This window comes from Providencia rettgeri (assembly GCF_001874625.1).
In the GTDB taxonomy this organism is placed as follows: domain Bacteria; phylum Pseudomonadota; class Gammaproteobacteria; order Enterobacterales; family Enterobacteriaceae; genus Providencia; species Providencia huashanensis.
In genome coordinates this window covers 330,286-354,525 of record NZ_CP017671.1, presented here as the reverse complement: position 1 = coordinate 354,525, position 24,240 = coordinate 330,286, and the positions used below count along the sequence as shown (strand labels likewise).

Here is a 24,240-nt window from a genome sequence, read left to right as displayed (position 1 = left end):
AATAAATTTTCCGGGTGCTCACAAACAACTGAACTTCTCTGTTTCTTCTAAGTCTTTGGGTTATTGATCCTTATGGGTGCTGCTTACAGCACGCTTAGATGCAAGAAACCGTTAACATGATTAATTTACAGACTACTTAATACAAAACTCACCGTGCAAAATTATCATCTAGAAGAATACCCCTTAGAGGAGAAAACGCCCCGCGCTGCAAATTAGCAACGAAGGGCATTAACAGATTAGATACGATTACTTCTCAATGTCGACGTTTTCGAAGTGATGTTTACCTAATGGATCAACCACATAGCCTTTCACTTCCTTACGTACAGGTTCAAACACCGTTGAGTGTGCAATGATAAGCGCAGGAGCCTGCTCATTCATTACGACTTGTGCCTGTTTATACAATTCGACGCGTTTGTCATGATCAGCCGTCTGACGTGCAGGTTGGATCAAGTTTTCAAAGCTTTGATTACACCATTTTGAATAGTTAGAACCTTGTTCTTTTGCTGCACAGCTAAATAATGTTGCGAAGAAATTATCAGGGTCACCATTATCACCAGTCCAACCCATCATCACGGTTTGAGGCTCACCATCTTTCGCACGTTTGAGATATTCGCCCCACTCATAGCTCACAACTTTAGATTTAACACCGATCTTTGACCAATCCGCTTGGATCATTTCAGCCATACGGCGCGCATTTGGGTTATACGGACGTTGTACTGGCATTGCCCATAAATCAATCTCAAAGCCATTAGGGAAGCCTGCTTCTGCTAATAATGCTTTTGCTTTTTCAGGGTTATATTCATAATCCTTCACAGCGTCGTTATATCCCCACATTGTTGGCGGGATTAAGTTTTTCGCTTTCTGACCTGCGCCTTGATAAACCGCATCAATGATGGCGTCTTTATTCACTGCCATTGAGAGGGCTTGACGAACTTTTTGGTTATCCAGTGGTTTTTTCTCAACATTATATGAAAGATAGCCAACGTTCAGACCTGGCTGCTCCATCAATGTAATGTTTTTATCTTGCTTCATCCGCTCTAAGTCAGCCGGGTTTGGATATGGCATAACTTGGCATTCATTTTTTTGTAGCTTAGCATAACGTACTGAAGCATCCGGCGTGATTGAGAAAACTAAGCGGTCAAGTTTCGGTTTTGTACCCCAATACTGATCATTGGCTTTATACAGAATACGAGAGTCTTTTTGGTATTGCTGTAAAACAAATGGGCCCGTCCCTATTGGGTTTAAGTCCACTTTTTCTGGCGTACCTGCTTTGAGCATTTGGTCCGCATATTCCGCAGAAAGGATTGATGCAAAGTCCATAGCCATATCCGCTAAGAATGGAGACTCAGGGCGAGTTAGCGTAATTTTTACTGTGTTATCATCAACTTTTTCAACTTTATCAATGATTTTGTCCATATCCATGCCCATAAAGTACTCATAGCTACCACCTGATACTTTATGATATGGGTGATTAGCGTCTTTTTGGCGCATAAATGTGTAGATCACATCATCTGCATTGAAGTCACGGCTTGGCTTAAATTGTTTATTAGAGTGCCATTTAACCCCTTTGCGTAAATGGAAGGTATATACCTTGCCATCATCACTTACTTCCCAGCTTTCAGCTAAGCCAGGTGCGATCTCTGTTGTCCCTAATTTAAATTCAACTAAACGGTTATATAATGGGATTGAACTTGCATCATACGTTGTTCCAGAAGTAAAGAGTTGAGGGTTAAAACCTTCAGGAGAACCTTCTGAACAATAAACTAATGTTTTTGCTTGTACTGAGGCCGATACAGCCAATGCTGCTAATGTTAACCCTACAGTAAGTAGACCTGTCTTTTTAATAGAGCGCATCTGTATGCTCCTATGTTGTTTTTGCTTAATGCCTAAACCCGTCATATAAATGACAGATGTAGTATCTGTATTTTTTGTTATTCATTGTGCAATTAATCAACTGTCACTCACTTCGTCAATAGCCGTATTTGCTACACACCCACAACTCTCGTAACATATTAGAAACATTTGTCACACTAAATTAGCTTAATATATTACCAATCAAGACAAAAGGCAGACGTTATAACCACATTATTATTGATGATTAGTGTTTTATGTTTGAGCTATTTATTTTTATATTTGTGATTAAGTGCTGAATTAGTGAACGAATATAGCGTGCTATACGGAGGTACGCAAAATAAAACTCTAAAGGAAATAAAGTTAGAAACTATTTTAGTTTGTTATTATTTAGCTTGTTTTTCATGCAGACAAAAAACATTCAACTAAACAAGCTAAACATAATTTTAACTATTTGATAACTTAAAGAATAAAATCGCTATATGTCACTTTTTTATTTAATTAGACTGAATACAGAAAATGCTTTTATACCCACCATAAAAGATATAATTACCCAAAATTAAAATATATTAAATAAAAACAAATGGATACATTAAAAACCAATTAAGTTAATAATGAAAACTGAATTTAATACCGGAACTGACTGTATTGAAAGCAAGCGGCTGATATTGCCATAAAGGGGTATCAATGAATAAATGGTAAGACAAGCCCTTTAACTGACCTTTCGCGCCTATTTTGCAACCTAATAGTAAGTTCTCTTTCCAAAATGTCGCTCGGTCATTCGCCGTTGTTCCTAAGCCTAATGACGAATACAACTGTACATGTGGCCAAGGAGTCTGCCACCGCAGCTCATTGTGAAATTTTAAGCTATGATCCCCCATTTCAAAATGTTTTACCCCCGTAAGAAAACCACTCACACCGCCATTTCCTATGAATGTATCACGTTCTAATAAAGCATCTAGATTGGAACGACTTAACTGCACATCAAGTTGGCTTAGATAATAAAACGGCTGTATTTCTCTCAAGTTAGACAGTGAAAACTGAAAGATTTGTGCTTTATCCAAACCTGTCGTTTTTTGTGCATTAGCACCAAACCAATCTACCCCTTGTTTGTATTTTAAAGAAACAAGCGTATTCCCCTTTAAAAAATCAACCTGATGTGAGAATTCAGCAATAGCATAGCTCGCCAGACGTTTTTGCGTCTGTAAACGTAAGTCGGATAAAAAAGTATCACTTTTTTGAACTTGGCTACCAATACCGAATGAAGTCACCGCGTTTTCAGTGCGATTCAGTATGCGCTCAATTTGTAGCAATAAACCCCAGCTACGCTGTTGAAAAGGTAAATTAACATCATAATTTGTTATTACTACTTGGTTTTTATGGTACTCAGCAGATACAGAAAATAGCCAATAGTGGTATGGGAGAGAATATAACAATACCATTGATTTCATTTCGCTTCCGTTAAAAGCATTTAAGTGATGGTTAACCTCTGAATACAAAAAATCACTTCGTAGTAAAGGATTTGCAAGCATCCATATATGGCTTATAACATTAGTCGTTTGCCCAGCAGCCCTGTGAGCTTCATAAGAAATCACCCCATTTAATGCACGGCGTTGCTGGCCAACAACGATAACTTGAGTGGCATTTTTATCGACGTCATCAGGCACTAGATTTATATGAAATGGAAGTAAAGATACATTCTGTAAATTAGATAAGCCTTGTTCAATATGGCGGAGATTTAATAGATCCCCTGGCTTCAGTGGAAAAATAGATAATAAAGAGCGATCTTTGTTTTTTTCATTTTGGTAACTCACCGCAGAGATAGTCCCCTCAACGATTTTTATACGCAAAATACCAAACAAAAATGTTTGCTCAGGATAGTATAAATATGAGGTTAAATAACCTGCTCGGACAAGGTCAGCTGTAATATAATCGGCATACTCCAATAGCTTACGATCATCAACGCATTGCCCTTCAATTTGCTGCCTCCATGCATTAATACGTCTTGGCTCTACTTTAGTTAACCGCTGGGAATTTACCAAGTGAACTTGATTAATAAGAATGCATTGCGCAGTATTAATAGGTTGAGTTATAGCGGAACTATAAGCGTGAGAAGTAACAAGAATATATAACCCTAACAATAAAAAACGAATGTGTTTTGGTACAACGTATTTTGCTTTCATTAACAGGTCCTTGTCATGAAAAACTGTTTTATTAGCTAAAACCACCCTAATAGAGGGAGTTGCCAGCAAAAAATACGTAACCCATGAGATATTCTCAAACCGTATGCTTTTATCTATATCAGCAGAATCTAGGTGTTGGATGCAAGTAAAGTTATTCTTAAAAATGGAGAGGAAATGAGAAGTGCCATAAACGGAAAAACCCACCTCAATGAGGTGGGTTTTAAAATTTGGTCGGCGAGAGAGGATTCGAACCTCCGACCCACTGGTCCCAAACCAGTTGCGCTACCAAGCTGCGCTACTCGCCGAAAACGGTGTGAATAATACTGCCAAGAATGGGGGTCGTCAACCCATTTTTTATTAATTTGGCTCGAGTGCTGATAAAACCACCAAAATGGTAAGGTTTATAGGCAACTCACCTTATTTTACTAAAAAAATAAGCACTAAATTAATTTAGTGCTTATTTATCAAACAGATTAACTTTTATAAAAATAGCATCATAAAACCAGTTTATGGCCTAATTTTAAGTTATTGCAGTAAAGAAATATCTGCTACCTTTAAAAACAGCTCACGTAATTGGCTTAATAGCGTCAAACGGTTAACACGAACCGCTTGGTCTTGGTCCATTACCATCACATTTTCAAAGAATTCATCCACTACATCGCGTAAAGAAGCTAGCTCAGCTAATGCTTCTTGATAATTTCTTTGCGCAAACATTGGAGCAAGTTTTTCTTGTAGAACTACAACATGAGTTGCTAGTTTCACTTCTTCTGGTGTTTTCAGTACAGAAGCTAAGACAGTATCCGCTAATTTTTCTTCTGATTTACTCAGAATATTAGAAACACGCTTATTTGCCGCTGCAAGCGCTTGTGCTTCATCTAGCGTACGGAAGTGAGTCACAGCTTTCACTCGTGCATCGAAGTCAGCAGGTTGAGTTGGGTGACGAGCTAATACAGCTTGGATGGTATCAATGCTATAACCTAATTCTTGATACCAAGAACGGAATCGGCCAAGCATAAATTCGACCACATCATTAACAACGTCTTTATTCGTTAATTTATCGCCGTATAAACGAGCTGCTTCGGCGGTCATTTCAACGAGATCAAGCTGATAGCCTTTCTCAACGATAATGCGTAACACACCCAAAGCCGCGCGACGAAGAGCAAATGGGTCTTTATCGCCTTTAGGGTGCTGCCCAATACCAAAGATACCGGCAAGTGTATCCATTTTCTCAGCAATGGCTAATGCAGCAGAAACATCAGTAGAGGGAAGTGCATCACCGGCAAAACGTGGTTGGTATTGCTCTTTCAGAGCCAATGCGACGTCTTCTGATTCACCATCATGCCGAGCATAATGCATACCCATTACACCTTGAGTATCTGTGAATTCAAACACCATATTGGTCATTAAGTCGCATTTAGCGAGTAAGCCAGCACGAGTCGCATGATTAACGTCTGCACCAATTTTATTGGCAACCCAACCCGATAGTGCTTCTAAACGGTCTGTTTTATCACGCAAAGTACCTAATTGCTTTTGGAATAGCACCGTTTCTAAGCGCGGTAAGTTGTCTTCTAAACGTTGCTTACGGTCAGTTTTAAAGAAAAACTCCGCATCAGCTAAACGAGGGCGTACAACTTTTTCGTTACCTGAAATAATTTGTTGAGGATCAGAAGATTCAATATTCGCCACAAAGATAAAATTAGGCATTAATTTACCCGCATTATCATAGACGGGGAAATACTTCTGGTCACCTTTCATGGTATAAACCAATGCTTCAGATGGGACGTCTAAAAATTTCTCTTCAAACTTCGCCGTTAAAACAACTGGCCACTCAACCAATGAAGCAACTTCTTCAAGTAAACTATCAGTTAAATCAGCGTTACCACCTAAAGCTTGAGCCGCCTTTTCTGCATCCGCTTTGATTACGGCTTTACGCTCTTCGTAATCAGCCATCACTTTACCGCGTTCACGTAGGATAGCAGGATATTGCTCGGCGTTATCAATGGTGAATTCTGCTTCACCCATAAAACGGTGCCCACGAATTGTGCGCCCACTCTTAATACCTAAAATTTCACCCTCAATGACATCACTACCTAACAGCAATGTTACAGTGTGAACAGGGCGAACAAATTGGGTGTCTTTATCTGCCCAACGCATTAATTTAGGAATAGGTAGTTTAGCAAGTGAGCGGCTAACCATATCAACCAGTAGTTCATTCACGGCTTGCCCTTTAACTTGGGCACGATAAAGTAACCACTCGCCTTTATCGGTTGTTAAACGCTCAGCTTGGTCAACGGTGATACCACAGCCTCGAGCCCAACCTTCTGCGGCTTTAGTTGGTTGGCCATCAGGGCCAAAAGCCTGAGAAATAGCAGGACCACGTTTTTCAACCTCACGGTCAGGTTGGGAAGATGCTAAATCAGCAACTTTTAGTGCCAAACGACGGGGTGCAGCAAACCACGTTACCGCGCCATGCGCAATATTCGCGCTATCAAGTTCGCTGGTAAAATTTGCAGCAAATGATTCAGCTAATGAACGAAGAGCCTTCGGCGGTAACTCTTCGGTGCCGATTTCCACAAGGAAAGTCTGTTGAGTCATGACAGCCTCTTAATTCTTATGACACATAGGGAATCCAAGCGCTTCGCGTGAAGCATAATAAGCTTCAGTAACCCCTTTCGTCAGGGTGCGGATACGTAAAATATAGCGTTGGCGTTCAGTAACAGAAATAGCTTTACGCGCATCAAGTAAGTTAAAAGTATGAGCAGCTTTCAAGATACGTTCATAAGCCGGCAGTGGAAGTGGAGTTTCCAAAGCGAGCAGATGTTGAGCTTCTTTTTCATATTCTTCAAAGCATTTGAAAAGAAAATCAACATTTGCATATTCGAAGTTGTAAGTTGATTGTTCAACTTCATTTTGATGGTAAATGTCACCATAAGTGGTTTTGCCCAGCGGACCATCACACCATACAAGATCATATACGCTATCAACACCTTGGATGTACATCGCCAAGCGTTCCAAGCCATAAGTGATTTCGCCAGTCACAGGTTTACACTCAAGCCCACCCACTTGCTGGAAATAGGTAAATTGAGTCACTTCCATACCATTTAACCATACTTCCCAACCTAAACCCCAAGCCCCTAAAGTTGGGTTTTCCCAGTTATCTTCAACAAAGCGAATGTCATGAACAGTTGGGTCAACACCCAGCTCTTTTAAAGAACCGAGGTATAATTCTTGGATGTTATCTGGTGATGGTTTAATAATCACCTGAAATTGATAATAATGCTGCAAACGGTTTGGGTTTTCACCATAGCGGCCATCTGTTGGCCGGCGAGATGGCTGAACATAAGCCGCCGCAATAGGCTCAGGGCCTAATGCTCGCAAACATGTCATTGGGTGGGAGGTTCCTGCGCCGACTTCCATGTCCAGTGGTTGAACAATGGTACAGCCTTGGCGCGCCCAGTAATCCTGCAATGTCAGGATAAGACCTTGAAAGGTTTTGGTATCAAACTTTTGCATGTTAGATCCGCACGCGATACGTTAAATTAATGAAAGTACGTCAGTATACCCTTTGACCGCAAGATATACAGCATTGAATATGTCTGTATTTATTCTAAAAATAAAAAAAAATACTTTCACCCCTTTTAAGCTGGTTATTTATACAGTATAAATATCTCATTTTTAAAAAAGATTAATATGATTGTAAAAAGGATGAAAAATGAATACAGCATCAACACGTTGCCATTGGGTTAATAAAGACCCTGAATATATTGCTTATCATGATCATGAATGGGGCAAACCAACCCATGATAACCAAGCCCTGTTCGAAATGATCTGCCTTGAAGGGCAACAAGCAGGTCTTTCTTGGTACACTATTTTGAAAAAACGCCAAGGTTATCGGGAATTATTCTATCAATTTGATCCTAAAAAAATCGCCTTGATGAACGACAGTGATATAGAACGCCTTATGCAAGAGCCCCGTATTATCCGTAATAGGTTAAAAATTAAAGCGATAATTGCCAACGCAAAAGCCTATTTAGCAATGAAAGAAAGCGGAGAGGACTTTTCCACTTTTCTTTGGCAATTTGTTAATGGCCAACCTATTGTCAATGGCTGGGAAAACTCGTCCCAAGTCCCCGCCGAAACAGAACTTTCTATGCTGCTTTCTAAAGCGCTCAAAAAACGTGGGTTTAAGTTTGTCGGTTCAATTACTTGTTATGCCTTTATGCAAGCCACTGGCATGATAAATGACCATTTAATACATTGTTGCCAGTTTAAATAAATTAGTGTTTATGGATGATACTTAGCGTATAAAAAGAAAAAGAAACTACCAAACTATTAACATCTCAGAGCTTTCATCTATTAATTTACTCATTATCAGATATTTAAATCACAAATATATGCAAATGAGCGGTTGAACTCTAAGGTTCAGCAGAGTATGTTTTAAATCCTATTAACAATTTATATAGACATATGTGAATAAATGCGATGATATTCTCTAAATTTGGTAATAAATTTGCTCAAAATTCAGGTATTTCATTATTAATGAAAGACTTGAATGAAGGCATAAGAACCCCCGGCTCCATAATGTTAGGGGGAGGGAACCCAGCTCATATCCCTGAAATGGACAAGTATTTCCAAGATCTGTTAACTGAAATGTGTGCTAATGGCCAATTGACGGACACTTTATGTAATTATGATGGTCCTCAAGGCAAAGATGCCATGTTGAAAGCGCTTGCTGCAACACTAAAAGCAAAACTAGGTTGGAATATTAGTGCGAAGAATATCGCTCTATCAAATGGTAGCCAAAGTGCGTTTTTCTACCTATTTAACTTGCTAGCTGGTCGCTTTGAAGATGGTATCACCCGTAAAGTTCTATTTCCTTTAGCGCCTGAATATGTGGGTTATGCGGATTCTGGGCTCGACGATGATTTATTTGTCGCCAACAAACCGCAAATTGAATTTCTACCTAATGGTCAATTTAAATACCGTGTGGATTTCAATACACTAGAAGTCACTGATGATATTGGTGTTATTTGTGTTTCTCGTCCAACAAACCCAACTGGTAATGTAATTACCGATGAAGAAGTTGAACACTTAGATCAATTAGCTAAACAAAATAACATTCCACTATTAATAGATAATGCTTATGGTGTTCCTTTTCCAGGTATTATATTCAGTGAAGCCACACCATTTTGGAATGAAAATGTCATTCTGTGTATGAGCTTATCTAAACTTGGTTTACCGGGGACTCGTTGCGGTATTATCATCGCGAATGAAGAAATCATAGAAGCCGTCAGTAACATGAATGGCATTATTAGCTTAGCTCCCGGTGGGATTGGGCCTGCCCTAGCTTTAGAGATGCTGAAAAAAGACGACCTTATATCGCTGTCCCAAAATGTCATAGGGCCTTTTTACAAACAACGTGTAGAAGAGGCAATTGACATCATTCGCCGTTATATCCCTGAAGATAAGTGCTTAATACATAAGCCTGAAGGGGCTATTTTCCTGTGGCTATGGTTTAAAGATTTACCTATTAATTGTTTAGAATTATACCAACGCTTGAAAAAACGGGGGGTCTTAATGGTTCCCGGCCACTACTTTTTTCCTGGTATCGAGCAAGATTGGCCACATGCACACCAATGTATGCGTATGAACTATGTTCCTGAACCCGCAAAAATTGAACAAGGCATTAAAATACTGGCTGAAGAATTAGAAAAAGCTTATCAAGAAGTCACTTCTTAAATTGAAGTAAAAAAAAAGCCCTTTCAATGATAGAAAGGGCTAAAATTAGCGAGAACTCCGTAATTGAAATCAAATTTATTTTTCAATACGAATATCATTCAAAACTATTAAAACAGGTTTTAGACTTGGTGATTGCTTGAACAACGGTACTTTTTATCTCTATATATCGTGATACTAACTATTATTTTTTATGTACCTTATCAATCACAGCCCTTCTAACTCACCCTATCAAATTGAAAAATATATATTTATTTTATAAAAAAACGCTAAACTGCCCAAAATAAGATTGCAAGTAATTGAGGAGAAATAATCCTTAAAAACATCGCCAATGGATATACTGTCGCATAAGATAATGCAGGGGCACCACTCGTCGGGTGAATACCATTCGCAAATGCCAGTGCCGGAGGGTCAGTCATCGAACCCGCTAAAACCCCACAAAGGCTTAAATAATTCATTTTGCCAAAAATTCGGGCAACGACCCCCGTAATAAATAAAGGCACAAACGTAATCAACAAACCATAGCCAATCCACGTTAACCCATCACCTTTAATTAAGGTATCAATAAACCCACCACCAGAATTTAGCCCCACCACAGCTAAAAACATCACAATACCGAGCTCCCTTAAAGCAAGGTTAGCGCTCGGTGGCATAAACCAATATAAGCGGCCAATAGTCCCTATCCGGCCTAAAATTAATGCGACAACCAGCGGCCCACCAGCTAAACCTAATTTAAGTGCGGCAGGAAAACCTGGTACAAAAACGGGAATAGACCCCAATACAACCCCAAGCCCAATACCAAGAAAGACTGGAAGCATTTGTACTTGTTGAAGCTTTTGTTTCGCATTACCTAATAAAGCAGTCACCGCTTCAATAGATTCGGGCCGTCCAACAATATTTAGAATATCGCCAAACTGTAAAACTGAATTATTATTTGCCACCAAATCAATACCTGTACGATTTAGGCGTGTAACCACAACATCATATTTTTGTTTTAAATTTAGCTCTTTAAGCCGTTTACTTAGTACAGCATCATTGGTCACTACCACTCTGACAGAATGTAAAGTTGAATTTGATGTCGATAACGAGGCATCGACTTCTTCACCCAAAATTAAACGAACTTTGTTTAAATCTTCTTTCTGACCAACAACATGAAGTAAATCACCTAAGTGAATCTCTGTTGTTGGTTGAGGGACAACAAGCATATCGCCACGCTTTAACCTTGAACAAACAATGGCTTCACTACCAAGCAATGGAACATCTTGCATCATCAAACCATCAAGATTCGCGTTACGAATAGCAATGTTCATTGTTTGTAGGGCATCGCGCTGTTGAAAATTAGAGCTATTGAATGCAGACGCTTCTTTATCCACTGAAATTCGAAAGATAATTCGTACAAGCCACATCACCAATAAAATACCGCAAATCCCCATAGGATATGCCATGGCATACCCCATTCCCATTTGGTCAACAAGATTTGGGTCTGAGCCTAAATCTGTTAAAATTTGCTGCCCTGCCCCCAGAGATGGAGTATTGGTTACTGCGCCTGAGAAAATACCTAATATGATTGGCAAAGGAATATTAGCGACTTTATAAATAATTGCGGTTACAACAGCCCCTAATACAACGACCATCAATGCAAAGCCATTAAGCTTCAAGCCCGAAACTCGAAGCGAAGAGAAAAAACCGGGTCCAACTTGAATACCTATCGTGTATACAAAAAGTATTAAGCCAAACTCCTGAATAAAATGCAGCATGTCTTTATTGAGTTGTAAACCATAACTTTGAGCAAAGTGCCCAACGATGATCCCTCCAAAAAGGACACCTCCGATACCTAACCCAACATTACGGATTTTCCAATTACCAATCCATAATCCAAGCGCGGCAGCCAACGCCAACAAACTTACAGTAAGAGCTAATTCACTCATAGACCGCATCCTTTTGACGATAAGTAACCCATTACCTCAACCTAAATAGGCGAGAAAACATACTACTGAATCGATTATGCCAAATAGCACAGCAGTAATATGTGCCATAGAGCACAGTTCAGGATGAATTAAAATGGCTATTTATTTGAGTTTTCAATCTGATAACAAATATAGAATAGTAAACCTTTATTCTTTAACGTTATTCACAGTCTATATAGATACACAAAGAATAAACAACCTCAGCTAATACTTAAAAATAATGCATTAACATAAAAAATATATCTTGTTAAATTCGATAATAATATCGCTCTGTCATTGTGAATTTTTTGTTTTTAGTTATTATAACTACAAGTTAGAACTAACAAACCAATTTAGGTTAACTAGCATATGTCGAGTTTAATTTCAGCACGGTTACTTACCCTTATAATACCGGTTATTTTAAGTGGTTGTTCAAGTATTATGACTCATGCCGGCCCTTCAGAAGGCTATTATCCGGGTTCTAAAAATAGTATTAAAATGATTAAAGATGATGAGACAGGTTGGGTTGTTAGGCCGCTACTTGCTATTGACCTTCCATTTTCTTTCATAATGGATACTCTTTTAATTCCATTAGACTATTCTAGGTCGAATAACGACTCAAAAGAAGATTCCCCCAAAAAGCGCTTGGAAGAATTAGATAAAAAAACAATAAATTAATGAATTTATTTAATGTTACCTGTTTTTTAATGGTAATGACTTAATTTAAATAATTATATACCCACTAGTTCTATGGGATTTTTGTAAACTTAAAGGCAACTAACAACCTATTTTTTATAATAGTTTTGATTAGAATTATCTTTTTATTGGGTCAAAGTAATTAAACTATAGATGCTTATTTATATAGCCTAAATTAAATGTTATCTTCCTACTTTGACGAGAAATAACAACAGAATAAAATAAAGCAAATTATGAATAAAAAAGTTAACTAGAACATTTTTATTCATAATAATAGTGAATACCTTATTAAAATTTAACAAGATAACCCTGTTTCTACGATATAAATTTGCCTGAAACCATCTAGGTCACGCATAAAAGCAATCAGTTTATTGTTAGGAGAAAAAACAACAGCATCTGCTACTGGAGGTTGCTGGGTTCTCTCTGTTAATCTTTCTATAGCCCCAGATGCAACATGACAACGAACTACACTGTTATCCCAGATAAAAGCGATATACTCACCAGTGCTATCCCAATTAAATGCTGATTGAATTGGAGATAAGCTATGAGTAATTTGTAATATCCCCCCTGTAAGTGTATCTACTAAATATAACTGAGCATTACCGTGGTCGTCTGCCATCAAACAGGCGATTGATTGACCATTCGGTGAGGCTCTAAGCCAATGCCTTGGCTGCTTTGCTAGCCCTGGGAACTTTCTGTGATGTGTAAAGGTTAAACGCCTTTGAGACACCCCTTTTGGTGGAAAGGGCATCCGTGACTCCGTGCCTTGAATGGGGAACTCCCCTGCTATTGTGTATTTTTCAGGCTTTGCTGGGAGATCAACAAGATAAACCTCTGGCACAATATCCCCATTTATAGAATGGGTATCACCAATAAATGCTAATGCCCTTTCTTGCCACTCCCCATTGCTTTTTTGATACCCTCTAACCCCTACCCACCCCTCTTCATATGCTCGGCTAATTTGATCGCTATTTGGCGCAGGCTCTAATGTGGTTTGCGTTACTACGCAACAGAAATAATCCCCATTATATTCCCTACAATGCTGTTTCACAGCGACCTCAACAGGCCCAGCTGGAACGGCTACAGCTACATTCCGTTGGTCTAATTTTGCATCTAATTCATGCATTACATGGTCATTATAGGTAAAACTCAGCCATTTTCCATCAGGGCTAAAAACATGTACATGAGTGCCTCCCCTTAACGCCCCCACTAAATAAGGAGGTGTAATACACATGGCATCAATAGGATAGGCAACATTTAGCTGTTCATCATGAACGTATACTCCTCGACGATGATGAAAGTCATACTGCCAATGCTCATCTGGATATTCAGGGCCGTGTATAAAGGCATATTTGGCCGGTGAATTTGGGCTGACCGTAACAACACCGACATGAGCCCCGTGACTCGCACGATAAATCTCAACCAGTTGTAACGTATTTACATGAATTTTTTCTATCGATAAACCAGTAAAAGAGCTCCCGCTTGGACGGACATCATAAGCTAACCATTCGCTATCAGGCGTCCATACATTAATATTAGTCAGCTGATGACATCTATTATCATAGGTTAAACGTGTTTCTTTATAAGGTAATTTGCTATTCAATCTGTTATCCTTTGGCATCATTAACTATCACTATCGGATTACTTTAACTAATCTACCCTATTGAGTACTAGAAAATCTCAGTCGAGAAGTTATTAAAGTAATAATACCCTTTAGTAATAACCTTAGCATCGAATAAAACCATCATGTTATTAAGTGTACTTTATATCATTGGTATCACCGCCGAAGCCATGACTGGGGCGCTTGCTGCTGGTCGGAGAAAAATGGACGTCTTTGGCGTCATCATTATTGCATCTGCCACTGCGATTGGCGGTGGCTCCGTCCGTGATATTTTACTTGGTCACTACCCTCTTGGTTGGGTCGAACACCCAGAGTATATTCTGACTGTTGCTGGAGCCGCTATTGTAACAATTTGGATAGCTCCGATGATGAAACACTTAAGACGGTTATTTTTAATTTTGGATGCTATCGGGCTTATTGTTTTTTCTATACTTGGCGCTCAAATTGCGTTAGATATGAATTACAGCCCAATCATTGCAGCAATCGCCGCAGTGATTACTGGTGTTTTTGGTGGTGTTTTAAGAGACATGTTGTGTAATACCATACCTTTAGTGTTCCAAAAAGAAGTCTATGCGGGTGTCTCTTTTGCCGCTGCTTGGATTTACATCGGTTTGGTGCATACCCCACTCCCCAAAGATATTGTCGTTATCATTACCCTTGTTGTTGGCTTAAGTGCTAGGTTAATAGCAATTCGCTATCGCCTTGGGCTGCCCATTTTTAATTATGAAAGCCAAGATTAAATACCTCTATAACCAAACTTCTCGCCCCAAAGTGAACTGAACGACGGGGCTCTGCCGTATGTTGAATAACAACTTTTGAGTGATTACTTACTCCCCATTAACAACACTAAATTAAGGGGAGTTTACTTGTCTACCCGCCAACACTTGTAGAATCAATTTGACTTCAGGCTCTGCTAACCATTTGCTAAGTTTTTTCTTTTGATTGGCGGTTAATTTCATTTTGTTAATCACAGATTGGTTATCCAACATTTTCAAATCAGTAATTCGCCCTATATATTCTTTTGATAAAGGGATCGCTAGCCCCCTTAACCATGCAGAAAGTGGTTGGACACTGGCCAATCTTAATTGCTCAATTAATAACTGATTTCTTTTATTTTTAGGTAAACTATTTTGCCATGACTCTGATAGCCATGTTGTTAGCTGAGTGAGGTTATTATGAGTTACCCACTGCTGCCATGTGGCTTCACTGATCCCTTTCATATTTAATTGCTTACCTAACCAAACGAGCCTCGCAACAAACTGTTGCAGGCAAGACCTCGTATAAGTAAAACAAGTTAATGAGTGGAATTGTATAAAATTGGTGGTATCAGGATAAAGTCGTTCTTCTCGCCGCCAAACAACTTCTTCAATTTTCGGTGTCCCCAACCCTGAAAGGGAGACAAGGACTTTATCTCCGACTAACAAATCACGTTTTTTCCATGAAGACAGCGACCCTAGACTTACCCTAGAAATTTTTTTTGAATCAATCGTCACTGGGCTAATGACTGCGACAACACTGACCCGCCCTGTTCGACCTACTTTGAACTGTAATTCGACGATACCTGACAACGTGCTACGAAACGGGTATTTCCACGCTATCGCCCAACTATTTTGCTTAGCCTGCCAAGCTTGTGCGCTTGGGGCAGGGAAACTTTTTAATACTATGCCGTCGGTTACGAAAGGTAATTTACTTTGATAGTAATATTCACGTAATTGCTTAACGTCAGCTTTACTTTCAATCTTATGGCTATATTGCTCTGCAAGTGGGAAGCCGATTTTAGAAAGTAATGACAGCTGTGTTTTGGGGTCAGTATTTCCCGATGGCCACGCCCAAATGAAAATGCCAATATTATTTTCATTGGATGTTGGTAAATTTTTTCGCATTAACCACCCAGCGACTTTATTTCTCGCATTCACTCCCCCATATTCTGCTTGAATATGTTCATGCATTTGCCAAAAAAGCTCACCCTGGAGGATTAATGTCCCCTGATGTTTAATTTTTTTAGGTACTGTAGGGATAAAATCCGCTTTTGCTCGCCACTCTATGCCTTCAAGGTTATTACCTCTACTTATCATTGAAATAAGTTGCCCATTTTCATAAACCAAGCTGACTGCTACACCATCGATTTTTGGTTGAAGCCAAATATCCTTGCGTGTATTTATCCAGTTATAGACTTCTCGTTCATTAAGTTTTTTTAACCCTGTATGGGGGATTGGGTGTTTAGCCAATAACACTTTTTCAGGAAGAGGGACAGGGGGAAGTTTTCTGAAAGCTGGCGACACCGCTGCATAGAGCGCCATAAGTTGAGTAATTGGTCATAGGCTTCATCACTAATTGGGCTACTACCTGATAACTGATAAGCCTGATCCCACTTCTGTAATTGTCCCCCTAACCTATTACTCTCTTGAGCTATTAAGGTGAGGTTTTTTGCTTCGCACAGTTGGTCAACTGAATGATTACTCGCCGCCTGCACCACATTTACACCAACCACTAACCCAACAATTAATTTGCTTAGCCTATAAACTAAAACCAATATATACCTACAGATAATAGAGAACATAAACATTCCTTGTCGTTATCCACCGATGACGGTGCCTTCATTTAGCTCTTTTCTACCCCCTTAAGCATGAAGCTATTTTTTGTAGCACTCATATCAAAATGCCGTTATTTACAAAAGTCTTCGCAAAAAAAAATGTGATTTTCATAAGTAAAAGACTAATTTCTGGAACCGGCTCACAACTTGATCGCAAATTAAATATTTTTATCTAAAATTCATGGTTTATTGTTATCGCTGCATGTTAGCGCAAGTATGTGTATACTATGTCGGGTTTATCACCATCTTTTATGTTTAATCCTCGACTATTCAAGAAATCATCATGATACAAGGCACGTTATATATTGTTTCTGCGCCTAGCGGTGCGGGTAAATCAAGTCTCATTCAGGCTTTATTAAAAACACAACCATTGTATGACACTCAAGTTTCTGTTTCTCATACAACACGAGCAGCACGTCCTGGGGAAGTTCATGGCGAACACTATTTCTTTGTATCTGAAGCTGATTTTTTAGGTATGGTCGAAAAAGGTGAGTTCTTAGAACATGCTTGTGTTTTTGGTAATTATTATGGAACGTCTAAACCTATCATCGAAGATGTCCTAAATAGCGGTGTCGATGTTTTTTTAGATATTGATTGGCAGGGAGCGCAACAAATTAGGGCAAAAATGCCTGAAGCGCGTAGTATTTTTATTCTCCCTCCATCAAAAGATGAGTTATATCGCAGGTTACGAGGCCGTGGGCAAGACAGCGATGAAGTGATTGAAAAACGGATGTCGCAAGCAGTAGGTGAAATTGAACATTTCAACGAGTATGATTACCTTATTGTTAATGATGATTTCAACACGGCATTAAGTGATTTACAATCTATCATCCGAACTGAACGTTTGAAATTAGAGCGCCAAGTTCAAAGACATGGTGCTTTAATCAGCAAATTACTAGCAGACTGAGAATAGTTTCAGTATCATATCAGGTCATTTTTTTATTTCTTTGGAGTAGCACACTTATGGCACGCGTAACTGTTCAAGACGCAGTAGAGAAAATTGGTAACCGTTTTGACCTCGTATTGGTCGCAGCACGTAGAGCTCGTCAGTTACAAACGGGCGGAAAAGACCCTTTAGTTCCTGAAGAAAACGATAAATATACTGTTATCGCGTTACGTGAAGTAGAAGAAGGCTTAATCAACGGTCACATTTTAGATGTGCGTGAGCGCCAAGAGCAGCAAGAGCAAGAAGCGGCTGAAATGCAGGCAGTTTCTGCAATCGCTGAAGGTCGTCGCTAATCACTAAGGTGGGTCTGCCTTGTATCTGTTTGAAAGCCTTAATTTAGTCATTCAAAAGTATCTCCCTAAAGAACAAGTTGAATTACTAAGAAAAGCCTATGTTGTCGCGCGGGATGCCCATGAAGGACAGACCCGCTCGAGTGGTGAGCCTTATATAACTCACCCAGTTGCTGTTGCTTGTATTCTTGCTGAAATGCGGCTGGATCATGAAACACTTATGGCAGCGCTACTTCATGATGTGATTGAAGATACTCCAGCGACATTCCAAGATATAGAAGAGCTGTTTGGTACCACGGTAGCCGGTTTGGTCGAAGGGGTATCCAAACTAGACAAGCTTAACTTTCGCGACAAAAAAGAAGCTCAAGCAGAAAACTTCCGCAAAATGATCATGGCGATGGTAAAAGACATCCGGGTCATTTTGATCAAACTGGCAGACCGCACTCACAATATGCGCACCTTAGGGTCTTTAAGGCCTGATAAACGCCGTCGCATTGCTCGTGAAACCCTTGAAATCTATAGCCCTTTAGCTCATAGATTGGGTATACATCATATAAAAACAGAGCTCGAAGAACTCGGTTTTGAAGCGTTATATCCTAACCGTTACCGCGTAATCAAAGAAGTTGTAAAAGCGGCTAGAGGTAACCGTAAAGAGATGATCCAAAAAATCCTCTCTGAAATTGACGGCCGCCTAACCGAAGCTGGTGTACCTTGCCGAGTCAGTGGGCGGGAAAAGCACCTTTATTCCATCTATCGTAAAATGCACCAAAAAGAGCAGCGTTTCCATTCCATCATGGATATCTATGCTTTCAGGGTTATTGTCAAAGATGTGGATACTTGCTACCGCGTGTTAGGCCAAATGCATAGTCTATATAAGCCACGTCCGGGGCGTATAAAGGACTATATTGCTATTCCTAAAGCTAACGGCTATCAATCGCTACATACCTCTCTAATTGGGCCTCACGGGGTACCTGTTGAAGTACAAATTCGTACTGAAGATATGGACCAAATGGCTGAAATGGGGGTTGCTGCACACTGGGCTTATAAAGAACAAGGTGAACAAGGCACTACAGCGCAAGTTAGAGCACAGCGCTGGATGCAAAGTTTGCTTGAATTACAACAAAGTGCGGGCAGTTCATTTGAGTTTATTGAAAGCGTTAAATCAGACTTATTCCCTGATGAAATTTACGTTTTTACACCGGAAGGGCGAATTGTTGAATTACCGACCGGAGCAACGCCTGTTGACTTTGCGTATGCCGTGCATACTGATATTGGCCATGCCTGCGTAGGCGCCCGTGTTGACCGCCAGCCTTATCCGCTATCACAGTCACTCACTAGTGGTCAAACTGTCGAAATCATTACTGCTCCTGGTGCGCGGCCAAATGCAGCTTGGCTTAATTTTGTCGTGAGTTCGAAGGCTCGCGCCAAAATACGCCAATTATTAAAGAATTTAAAACGTGAAGATTCTATCAACTTAGGTCGCCGTTTACTGAATCACGCTTTAGGAGCCGGAAATAAATTAGCGGATATCCCCCAAGGGAACATCGATGCTGAACTGGCACGCATGAAACTAAACTCAATTGATGACCTACTGGCAGAAATCGGGTTGGGGAATGCAATGAGCGTAGTCGTTGCCCGTAATTTACAAAATAACGCTCAAACGACACCGGAAGAACAACCTGTCGTAGAAAGTCGCAACAAATTATCAATCAAAGGGGCTGATGGCGTTTTAATTACTTTCGCCAAATGTTGCCGCCCTATTCCCGGCGACCCAATTGTCGCACATATCAGTCCCGGTAAAGGTTTGGTTATCCACCATGAATCTTGTCGCAATATACGCGGTTATCAAAAAGAACCCGATAAATTTATGCCGGTCGACTGGGATAACGACACTAATACCGATTTCATCGCTGAAATTAAAGTGGATATGATCAACCACCAAGGTGCTCTTGCAAACTTAACTGCCGCAATCAATGATGCAAACTCTAGTATTCAAAGTATGAATACTGAAGAAAAAGATGGTCGCGTGTATTGTGCCTTTATCCGCCTAACAACTAAAAACCGTGTTCAATTGGCGAATGTCATGCGTAAAATTCGTATCATGCCAGATGTCCTACGTGTTAGCCGAAACCGTAATTAACTACTATGAATGAACGCCGCTATCGCCGCATTTGCCAAATGATGGCGATGCGGCAACCCGACCTAACTCTCTGTCTTGAAGAAATTCACAAACCTCACAATGTTTCCGCTATTGTACGTAGCGCTGACGCCGTAGGGGTCCATCAAATTCATGCCATTTGGCCCGACCAACAGATGAGGCTCTCTGTCTCCTCAGCCGCGGGAAGCAATAGTTGGGTAAAAATCATTTCGCATCAATCAACTGAAGATGCGATTACCCAAATAAAATCACAAAATATGCAAGTTCTAGCAACCAACTTATCTGAGCATGCGGTTGATTTTCGCGAGATTGATTATACCCGTCCAACTTGTATTATGATGGGGCAAGAGAAAAAAGGAATTTCACAACAAGCTCTCACATTAGCGGATAGCCATATCATCATTCCAATGGCAGGCATGGTGCAATCTCTAAACGTTTCAGTTGCTTGTGCATTAATCCTATATGAAGCACAAAGGCAACGGCAGCAAGCGGGCATGTATGAACGCGAATACAGCCTACTATCGCCACATGAACAACAAGAATGGCTATTTGAAGGTGGCTACCCTGTACTGGCAGAGGTTGCTAAACGTAAAGGCCTTCCTCGTCCATTTATTAATGATCAGGGGCAGATTGAAGCTGATGACGAATGGTGGGTACAAATGCAGTTAACTGAAAAAATGAAAAGACGGCAATTTGGTTAAGGAAAAGGACATAATATGAATAATGGGCTACTTGATACCATTTCTCTGACCTCATTGCATGGAATTGGTGCAAGCCAGTCAGAAAAGATGCGTAAAATCGGTTTGAACACCGTTCAAGACCTGCTCCTCCATTTTCCTCTTCGCTACGAAGACCATACCCGCCTTTACCAAATCAAAGATCTTTTACCTGGAACTACAGCAACTATTACTGGCGAGGTGTTACAAACAAAAGTTGTCTTTGGACGACGAAGGATGATGACTTGCCTGATAACAGATGGAACCGGCAACCTCACCTTACGTTTTTTCAATTTTTCTGCGGCGATGAAAAACAACTTAGCCGAAGGGCGTCGGGTTACAGCTTATGGTGAAGTACGTCGAGGAAATACAGGCCCAGAAATTATTCACCCTGAATATAAAGTTTCTCAAGATGCCGATAATGTTACTTTACAAGAAAATTTAACACCGGTTTACCCCACAACAGAAGGGGTACGCCAAGCCACATTACGCAAAGTCATCGATCAAGCTCTTGCTCTGCTTAGTAATGGGAAAATTAAAGAACTACTTCCTGAAGAACTTAGCCGGGGGATGATTAGCTTACCAGACGCAATACGCCTGTTGCACACCCCTCCACCAAACGTCGCGTTGAGTGAACTGGAAAAAGGTCATCACCCAGCCCAAAAACGTTTAGTGCTTGAAGAGCTACTCGCTCACCACCTAAGTATGTTAGCGATCCGTGCAGGTAATGAGCGTCTGTATGCAGAGCCATTAATCAATAATGGTAAGCTAAAAACACAACTCTTAGCCCAACTTCCTTTTTCACCCACCAAGGCTCAAAATCGAGTTGTCAGTGAAATCGAAGCAGACCTTGCTAAAAACGCGCCTATGATGCGCTTAATTCAAGGTGATGTCGGGTCAGGGAAAACCCTTGTCGCGGCCTTAGCGGCTCTCTGTGCTATCGAGAATGGCAAACAAGTTGCCTTAATGGCACCTACCGAAATTTTAGCGGAGCAACATGCTAATACATTTAAGCAATGGTTCGAACCTTTAGGTATCAAAGTTGGCTGGCTCGCTGGGAAGCAAAAAGGTAAAGCACGCCAACAGCAACAAGAAGCGATAGCCAATGGTGAAGTGGCAATGGTTGTTGGGACGCATGCTATTTTCCAAGAACAAGTCAGCTTTAAAGCTTTAGGGCTGGTAATTATTGATGAACAACACCGCTTTGGGGTTCATCAGCGGCTCGCTCTGCGTGAAAAAGGCGAAAAACAAGGCTTCCACCCCCATCAATTAATTATGACCGCAACGCCCATTCCACGCACGCTAGCAATGACCGCCTATGCAGACTTAGATACATCAATTATTGATGAACTTCCACCGGGTCGAACACCTGTAACTACGGTTGCAATACCGGATACACGGCGTAATGATATTATCGAACGAGTTCGCCAAGCTTGTATCGAAGAAGGCCGCCAAGCCTATTGGGTATGCACTTTGATTGAAGATTCGGAGTTATTAGAAGCTCAGGCCGCTCAGGTAACAAGTGAAGAATTAGCCCTAGCATTGCCTGAATTGAAAGTGGGTTTGGTACACGGTCGTATGAAACCCGCAGAAAAACAAAGCATCATGGCTGCTTTTAAAAATAATGAAATTCAGCTACTTGTTGCGACCACGGTTATTGAGGTCGGTGTAGACGTGCCTAATGCCAGTTTAATGATAATCGACAACCCTGAACGTTTAGGCCTAGCACAACTGCATCAATTAAGAGGGCGTGTAGGGCGAGGGGCTATCGCCTCCCACTGTGTATTACTCTATAAAACACCGTTAACTCACACCGCAAAGCAAAGGTTGCAAGTCTTACGAGACAGCAATGATGGTTTTGTGATCGCCCAAAAAGACCTTGAAATTCGCGGGCCTGGGGAGCTATTAGGGGCGAAGCAAACGGGTAATGCCGATTTTAAAGTCGCTGATTTATTACGCGACCAATATATGTTGCCAGAAGTGCAACGCATTGCTCGTCATATTCAGCAACACTACCCTGAAAACGCGCAGCAAATTATTGATCGCTGGTTACCAGAGCGGGAACAATATAGCCACGCTTAATTATTACATAGCAACCTATCATTATTGTTTATTCATATCTTAAAACGAAAATTGCCGTGAAAAATTTCACGGCAATACCTGCTTTACTTATTATTATTTAATCTATGTTATCCAGCAATCGTTGGAAATATCGGTAGCAATAGATACAGTTTAATCACGATTGCATTAACGATATCAATAAAGAATGCTCCAACCATTGGCACTACTAAGAATGCTAGGTGAGATGGGCCTAGCCTATCTGTTACCGCCTGCATATTTGCAATTGCAGTCGGTGTTGCACCAAGACCGAAGCCACAATGACCCGCAGCTAAAATAGCAGCATCATAATTTTTGCCCATCACTCGGAAGGTGACAAAAATCGCATACCCTGCCATAACACAAGCTTGAACAGCCAAAATAACTATCATCGGAATTGCCAATGATGCTAATTCCCATAATTTTAAGCTCATTAATGCCATTGCTAAGAATAATGAAAGGCTGACGTTCCCCATGACGGAAACCGCGCGATCAAATACACGGTAAAAACCCAGCAATGATAAGCTATTACTTAAAATCACACCGACAAACAGCACACACACAAATTTCGGTAACGCGAACACTGTGTCCGCTAATAAACCTGCAATATAGCTTCCCACCAGCAAACAGATAGCAATTAATGCAATAGTTTCAATTAAAACCATTGAAGTGATCATTCGCCCTGATTGCGGTTTTTCAAATGCGCTAGGAACGTCTTTATCATCGTCAGTATTTCCCGGCGTTGGGATATTTCGAGTTAAGAAGCGAGCAACAGGCCCACCGATTAACCCACCCAGAACCAAACCAAACGTTGCACAAGCCATAGCAACTTCTGTTGCACTCTGGAAACCGTAACTCTCGGTAAAAATTTTACCCCATGCCGCACCAGTACCATGACCACCGGATAAAGTTACAGAACCCGCTAACAGCCCCATTAATGGGTCTAGGCCAAGTAACTCAGCAAGAGCAATACCCACCGTGTTTTGAACAAGCAGTAACCCTACAACAACAAAAATGAAAATAAACAATGCCTTACCACCTGCCTTCAAACTCGCTAAGTTAGCATTTAGGCCGATTGTGGCAAAAAATGCCAGCATCATTGGTTCTTGCAGTGATAAGTCAAAAGAAAGGCTCCAGTCAAATAATTGCTTCAGCAATAAAAGACTAAAAGCGACTAACAACCCGCCCGCAACGGGCTCTGGGATAGTGTATTTTTCAAGAAAGGGAACTGATTTTACCAGTTTACGCCCAAGCAATAATACTAAGGTAGCAGCTACTAGCGTACCGTAGACATCGAGATGATACATTTACGTACCTCGTCTGTTGTTAAAATTATTAAAAACCAATAAGACGTTAATATCTTCCTTAAAACGCCAAAAGCAGGTTATAGGATTAGAAAAAAAAACT

18 protein-coding genes and 1 tRNA gene are annotated in these 24,240 nt (G+C 40.4%); 9 read left to right on the top strand and 10 right to left on the bottom strand.

Annotation, left to right across the window (positions count from 1 at the left end; all coding sequences use genetic code 11):
* Positions 1-246 precede the first annotated feature (246 nt).
* The 5 genes from dppA to glyQ form a co-directional block, all read right to left on the bottom strand.
* The gene (gene dppA, locus RB151_RS01620; protein ID WP_042847660.1) at positions 247-1,854 is read right to left on the bottom strand and encodes a dipeptide ABC transporter periplasmic-binding protein DppA; all 1,608 of its coding nucleotides are present in this window, start codon (positions 1,852-1,854) and stop codon (positions 247-249) included.
* Positions 1,855-2,459: 605 nt separating this feature from the next.
* The gene (locus tag RB151_RS01615; RefSeq protein ID WP_071547620.1) at positions 2,460-4,034 is read right to left on the bottom strand and encodes a ShlB/FhaC/HecB family hemolysin secretion/activation protein; all 1,575 of its coding nucleotides are present in this window, start codon (positions 4,032-4,034) and stop codon (positions 2,460-2,462) included.
* 228 nt (positions 4,035-4,262) lie between these two features.
* Positions 4,263-4,339 (bottom strand) — tRNA-Pro (locus RB151_RS01610).
* 220 nt (positions 4,340-4,559) lie between these two features.
* Positions 4,560-6,629: a glycine--tRNA ligase subunit beta gene (gene glyS, locus RB151_RS01605; RefSeq protein WP_048605440.1), complete on the bottom strand. Its 2,070-nt coding sequence runs from the start codon at positions 6,627-6,629 to the stop codon at positions 4,560-4,562.
* Between the two features lie 9 nt (positions 6,630-6,638).
* Positions 6,639-7,547 (bottom strand): glycine--tRNA ligase subunit alpha, encoded by a 909-nt coding sequence (gene glyQ / locus RB151_RS01600; protein ID WP_071547619.1) that lies wholly within the window; start codon positions 7,545-7,547, stop codon positions 6,639-6,641.
* Between the two features lie 199 nt (positions 7,548-7,746).
* Here glyQ and RB151_RS01595 point away from each other — a divergent pair, with 199 nt between their 5' ends.
* Both RB151_RS01595 and RB151_RS01590 read left to right on the top strand, forming a co-directional pair.
* Positions 7,747-8,310 (top strand): DNA-3-methyladenine glycosylase I, encoded by a 564-nt coding sequence (locus RB151_RS01595; RefSeq protein WP_042847664.1) that lies wholly within the window; start codon positions 7,747-7,749, stop codon positions 8,308-8,310.
* A 206-nt stretch (positions 8,311-8,516) separates the two neighbouring features.
* Positions 8,517-9,773, top strand: a complete 1,257-nt coding sequence (locus RB151_RS01590) for a valine--pyruvate transaminase (protein WP_042847666.1) — start codon at positions 8,517-8,519, stop codon at positions 9,771-9,773.
* 266 nt (positions 9,774-10,039) lie between these two features.
* Here RB151_RS01590 and RB151_RS01585 read toward each other — a convergent pair whose 3' ends face one another.
* Positions 10,040-11,698 carry a putative transporter gene (locus tag RB151_RS01585; protein ID WP_042847668.1) on the bottom strand — a complete coding sequence of 553 codons (1,659 nt, stop codon included), beginning with the start codon at positions 11,696-11,698 and terminating at the stop codon, positions 10,040-10,042.
* Positions 11,699-12,085: 387 nt separating this feature from the next.
* On the opposite strand from RB151_RS01585, the gene RB151_RS01580 reads away from it, so the two are divergent.
* The gene (locus tag RB151_RS01580) at positions 12,086-12,394 is read left to right on the top strand and encodes a YceK/YidQ family lipoprotein (RefSeq protein ID WP_042847670.1); all 309 of its coding nucleotides are present in this window, start codon (positions 12,086-12,088) and stop codon (positions 12,392-12,394) included.
* Between the two features lie 313 nt (positions 12,395-12,707).
* Here RB151_RS01580 and RB151_RS01575 read toward each other — a convergent pair whose 3' ends face one another.
* Complete coding sequence (locus RB151_RS01575; RefSeq protein ID WP_048605442.1) at positions 12,708-14,036, bottom strand: DUF3748 domain-containing protein; 1,329 nt, start codon at positions 14,034-14,036, stop codon at positions 12,708-12,710.
* Between the two features lie 122 nt (positions 14,037-14,158).
* Between RB151_RS01575 and RB151_RS01570 the strand changes: the two genes are divergently transcribed.
* Positions 14,159-14,773, top strand: coding sequence for a trimeric intracellular cation channel family protein (locus RB151_RS01570; protein ID WP_042847674.1), 615 nt, complete (start codon positions 14,159-14,161; stop codon positions 14,771-14,773).
* Between the two features lie 111 nt (positions 14,774-14,884).
* Here the strand turns inward: RB151_RS01570 and ligB are convergent, their stop codons facing one another.
* Together ligB and RB151_RS23120 are read right to left on the bottom strand one after the other, a co-directional pair.
* Entirely contained in the window at positions 14,885-16,261 is a 1,377-nt protein-coding gene (gene ligB, locus RB151_RS01565; protein ID WP_158516010.1) for an NAD-dependent DNA ligase LigB, read from the bottom strand.
* Positions 16,228-16,593 (bottom strand): hypothetical protein, encoded by a 366-nt coding sequence (locus tag RB151_RS23120; RefSeq protein WP_145927295.1) that lies wholly within the window; start codon positions 16,591-16,593, stop codon positions 16,228-16,230. The genes ligB and RB151_RS23120 overlap by 34 nt, the downstream gene beginning before the upstream one ends.
* Before the next feature lie 316 nt (positions 16,594-16,909).
* On the opposite strand from RB151_RS23120, the gene gmk reads away from it, so the two are divergent.
* From gmk to recG, 5 genes are read left to right on the top strand one after another with little or no spacing between them, the layout of a single operon-like run.
* Complete coding sequence (gene gmk / locus RB151_RS01560) at positions 16,910-17,533, top strand: guanylate kinase (protein ID WP_042847679.1); 624 nt, start codon at positions 16,910-16,912, stop codon at positions 17,531-17,533.
* 56 nt (positions 17,534-17,589) lie between these two features.
* The gene (gene rpoZ, locus RB151_RS01555; RefSeq protein WP_004262665.1) at positions 17,590-17,865 is read left to right on the top strand and encodes a DNA-directed RNA polymerase subunit omega; all 276 of its coding nucleotides are present in this window, start codon (positions 17,590-17,592) and stop codon (positions 17,863-17,865) included.
* Positions 17,866-17,884: 19 nt separating this feature from the next.
* The gene (gene spoT, locus RB151_RS01550) at positions 17,885-20,002 is read left to right on the top strand and encodes a bifunctional GTP diphosphokinase/guanosine-3',5'-bis pyrophosphate 3'-pyrophosphohydrolase (RefSeq protein WP_042847681.1); all 2,118 of its coding nucleotides are present in this window, start codon (positions 17,885-17,887) and stop codon (positions 20,000-20,002) included.
* A gap of 5 nt (positions 20,003-20,007) precedes the next feature.
* Positions 20,008-20,721: a tRNA (guanosine(18)-2'-O)-methyltransferase TrmH gene (gene trmH, locus RB151_RS01545; protein WP_042847682.1), complete on the top strand. Its 714-nt coding sequence runs from the start codon at positions 20,008-20,010 to the stop codon at positions 20,719-20,721.
* A 15-nt stretch (positions 20,722-20,736) separates the two neighbouring features.
* A complete protein-coding gene (recG, locus tag RB151_RS01540) occupies positions 20,737-22,818 on the top strand; it encodes an ATP-dependent DNA helicase RecG (protein WP_042847683.1) in 2,082 nt (693 codons plus the stop codon).
* A 107-nt stretch (positions 22,819-22,925) separates the two neighbouring features.
* Here recG and gltS read toward each other — a convergent pair whose 3' ends face one another.
* A complete protein-coding gene (gene gltS, locus RB151_RS01535; RefSeq protein ID WP_042847684.1) occupies positions 22,926-24,140 on the bottom strand; it encodes a sodium/glutamate symporter in 1,215 nt (404 codons plus the stop codon).
* Between the last annotated feature and the right edge of the window lie 100 nt (positions 24,141-24,240).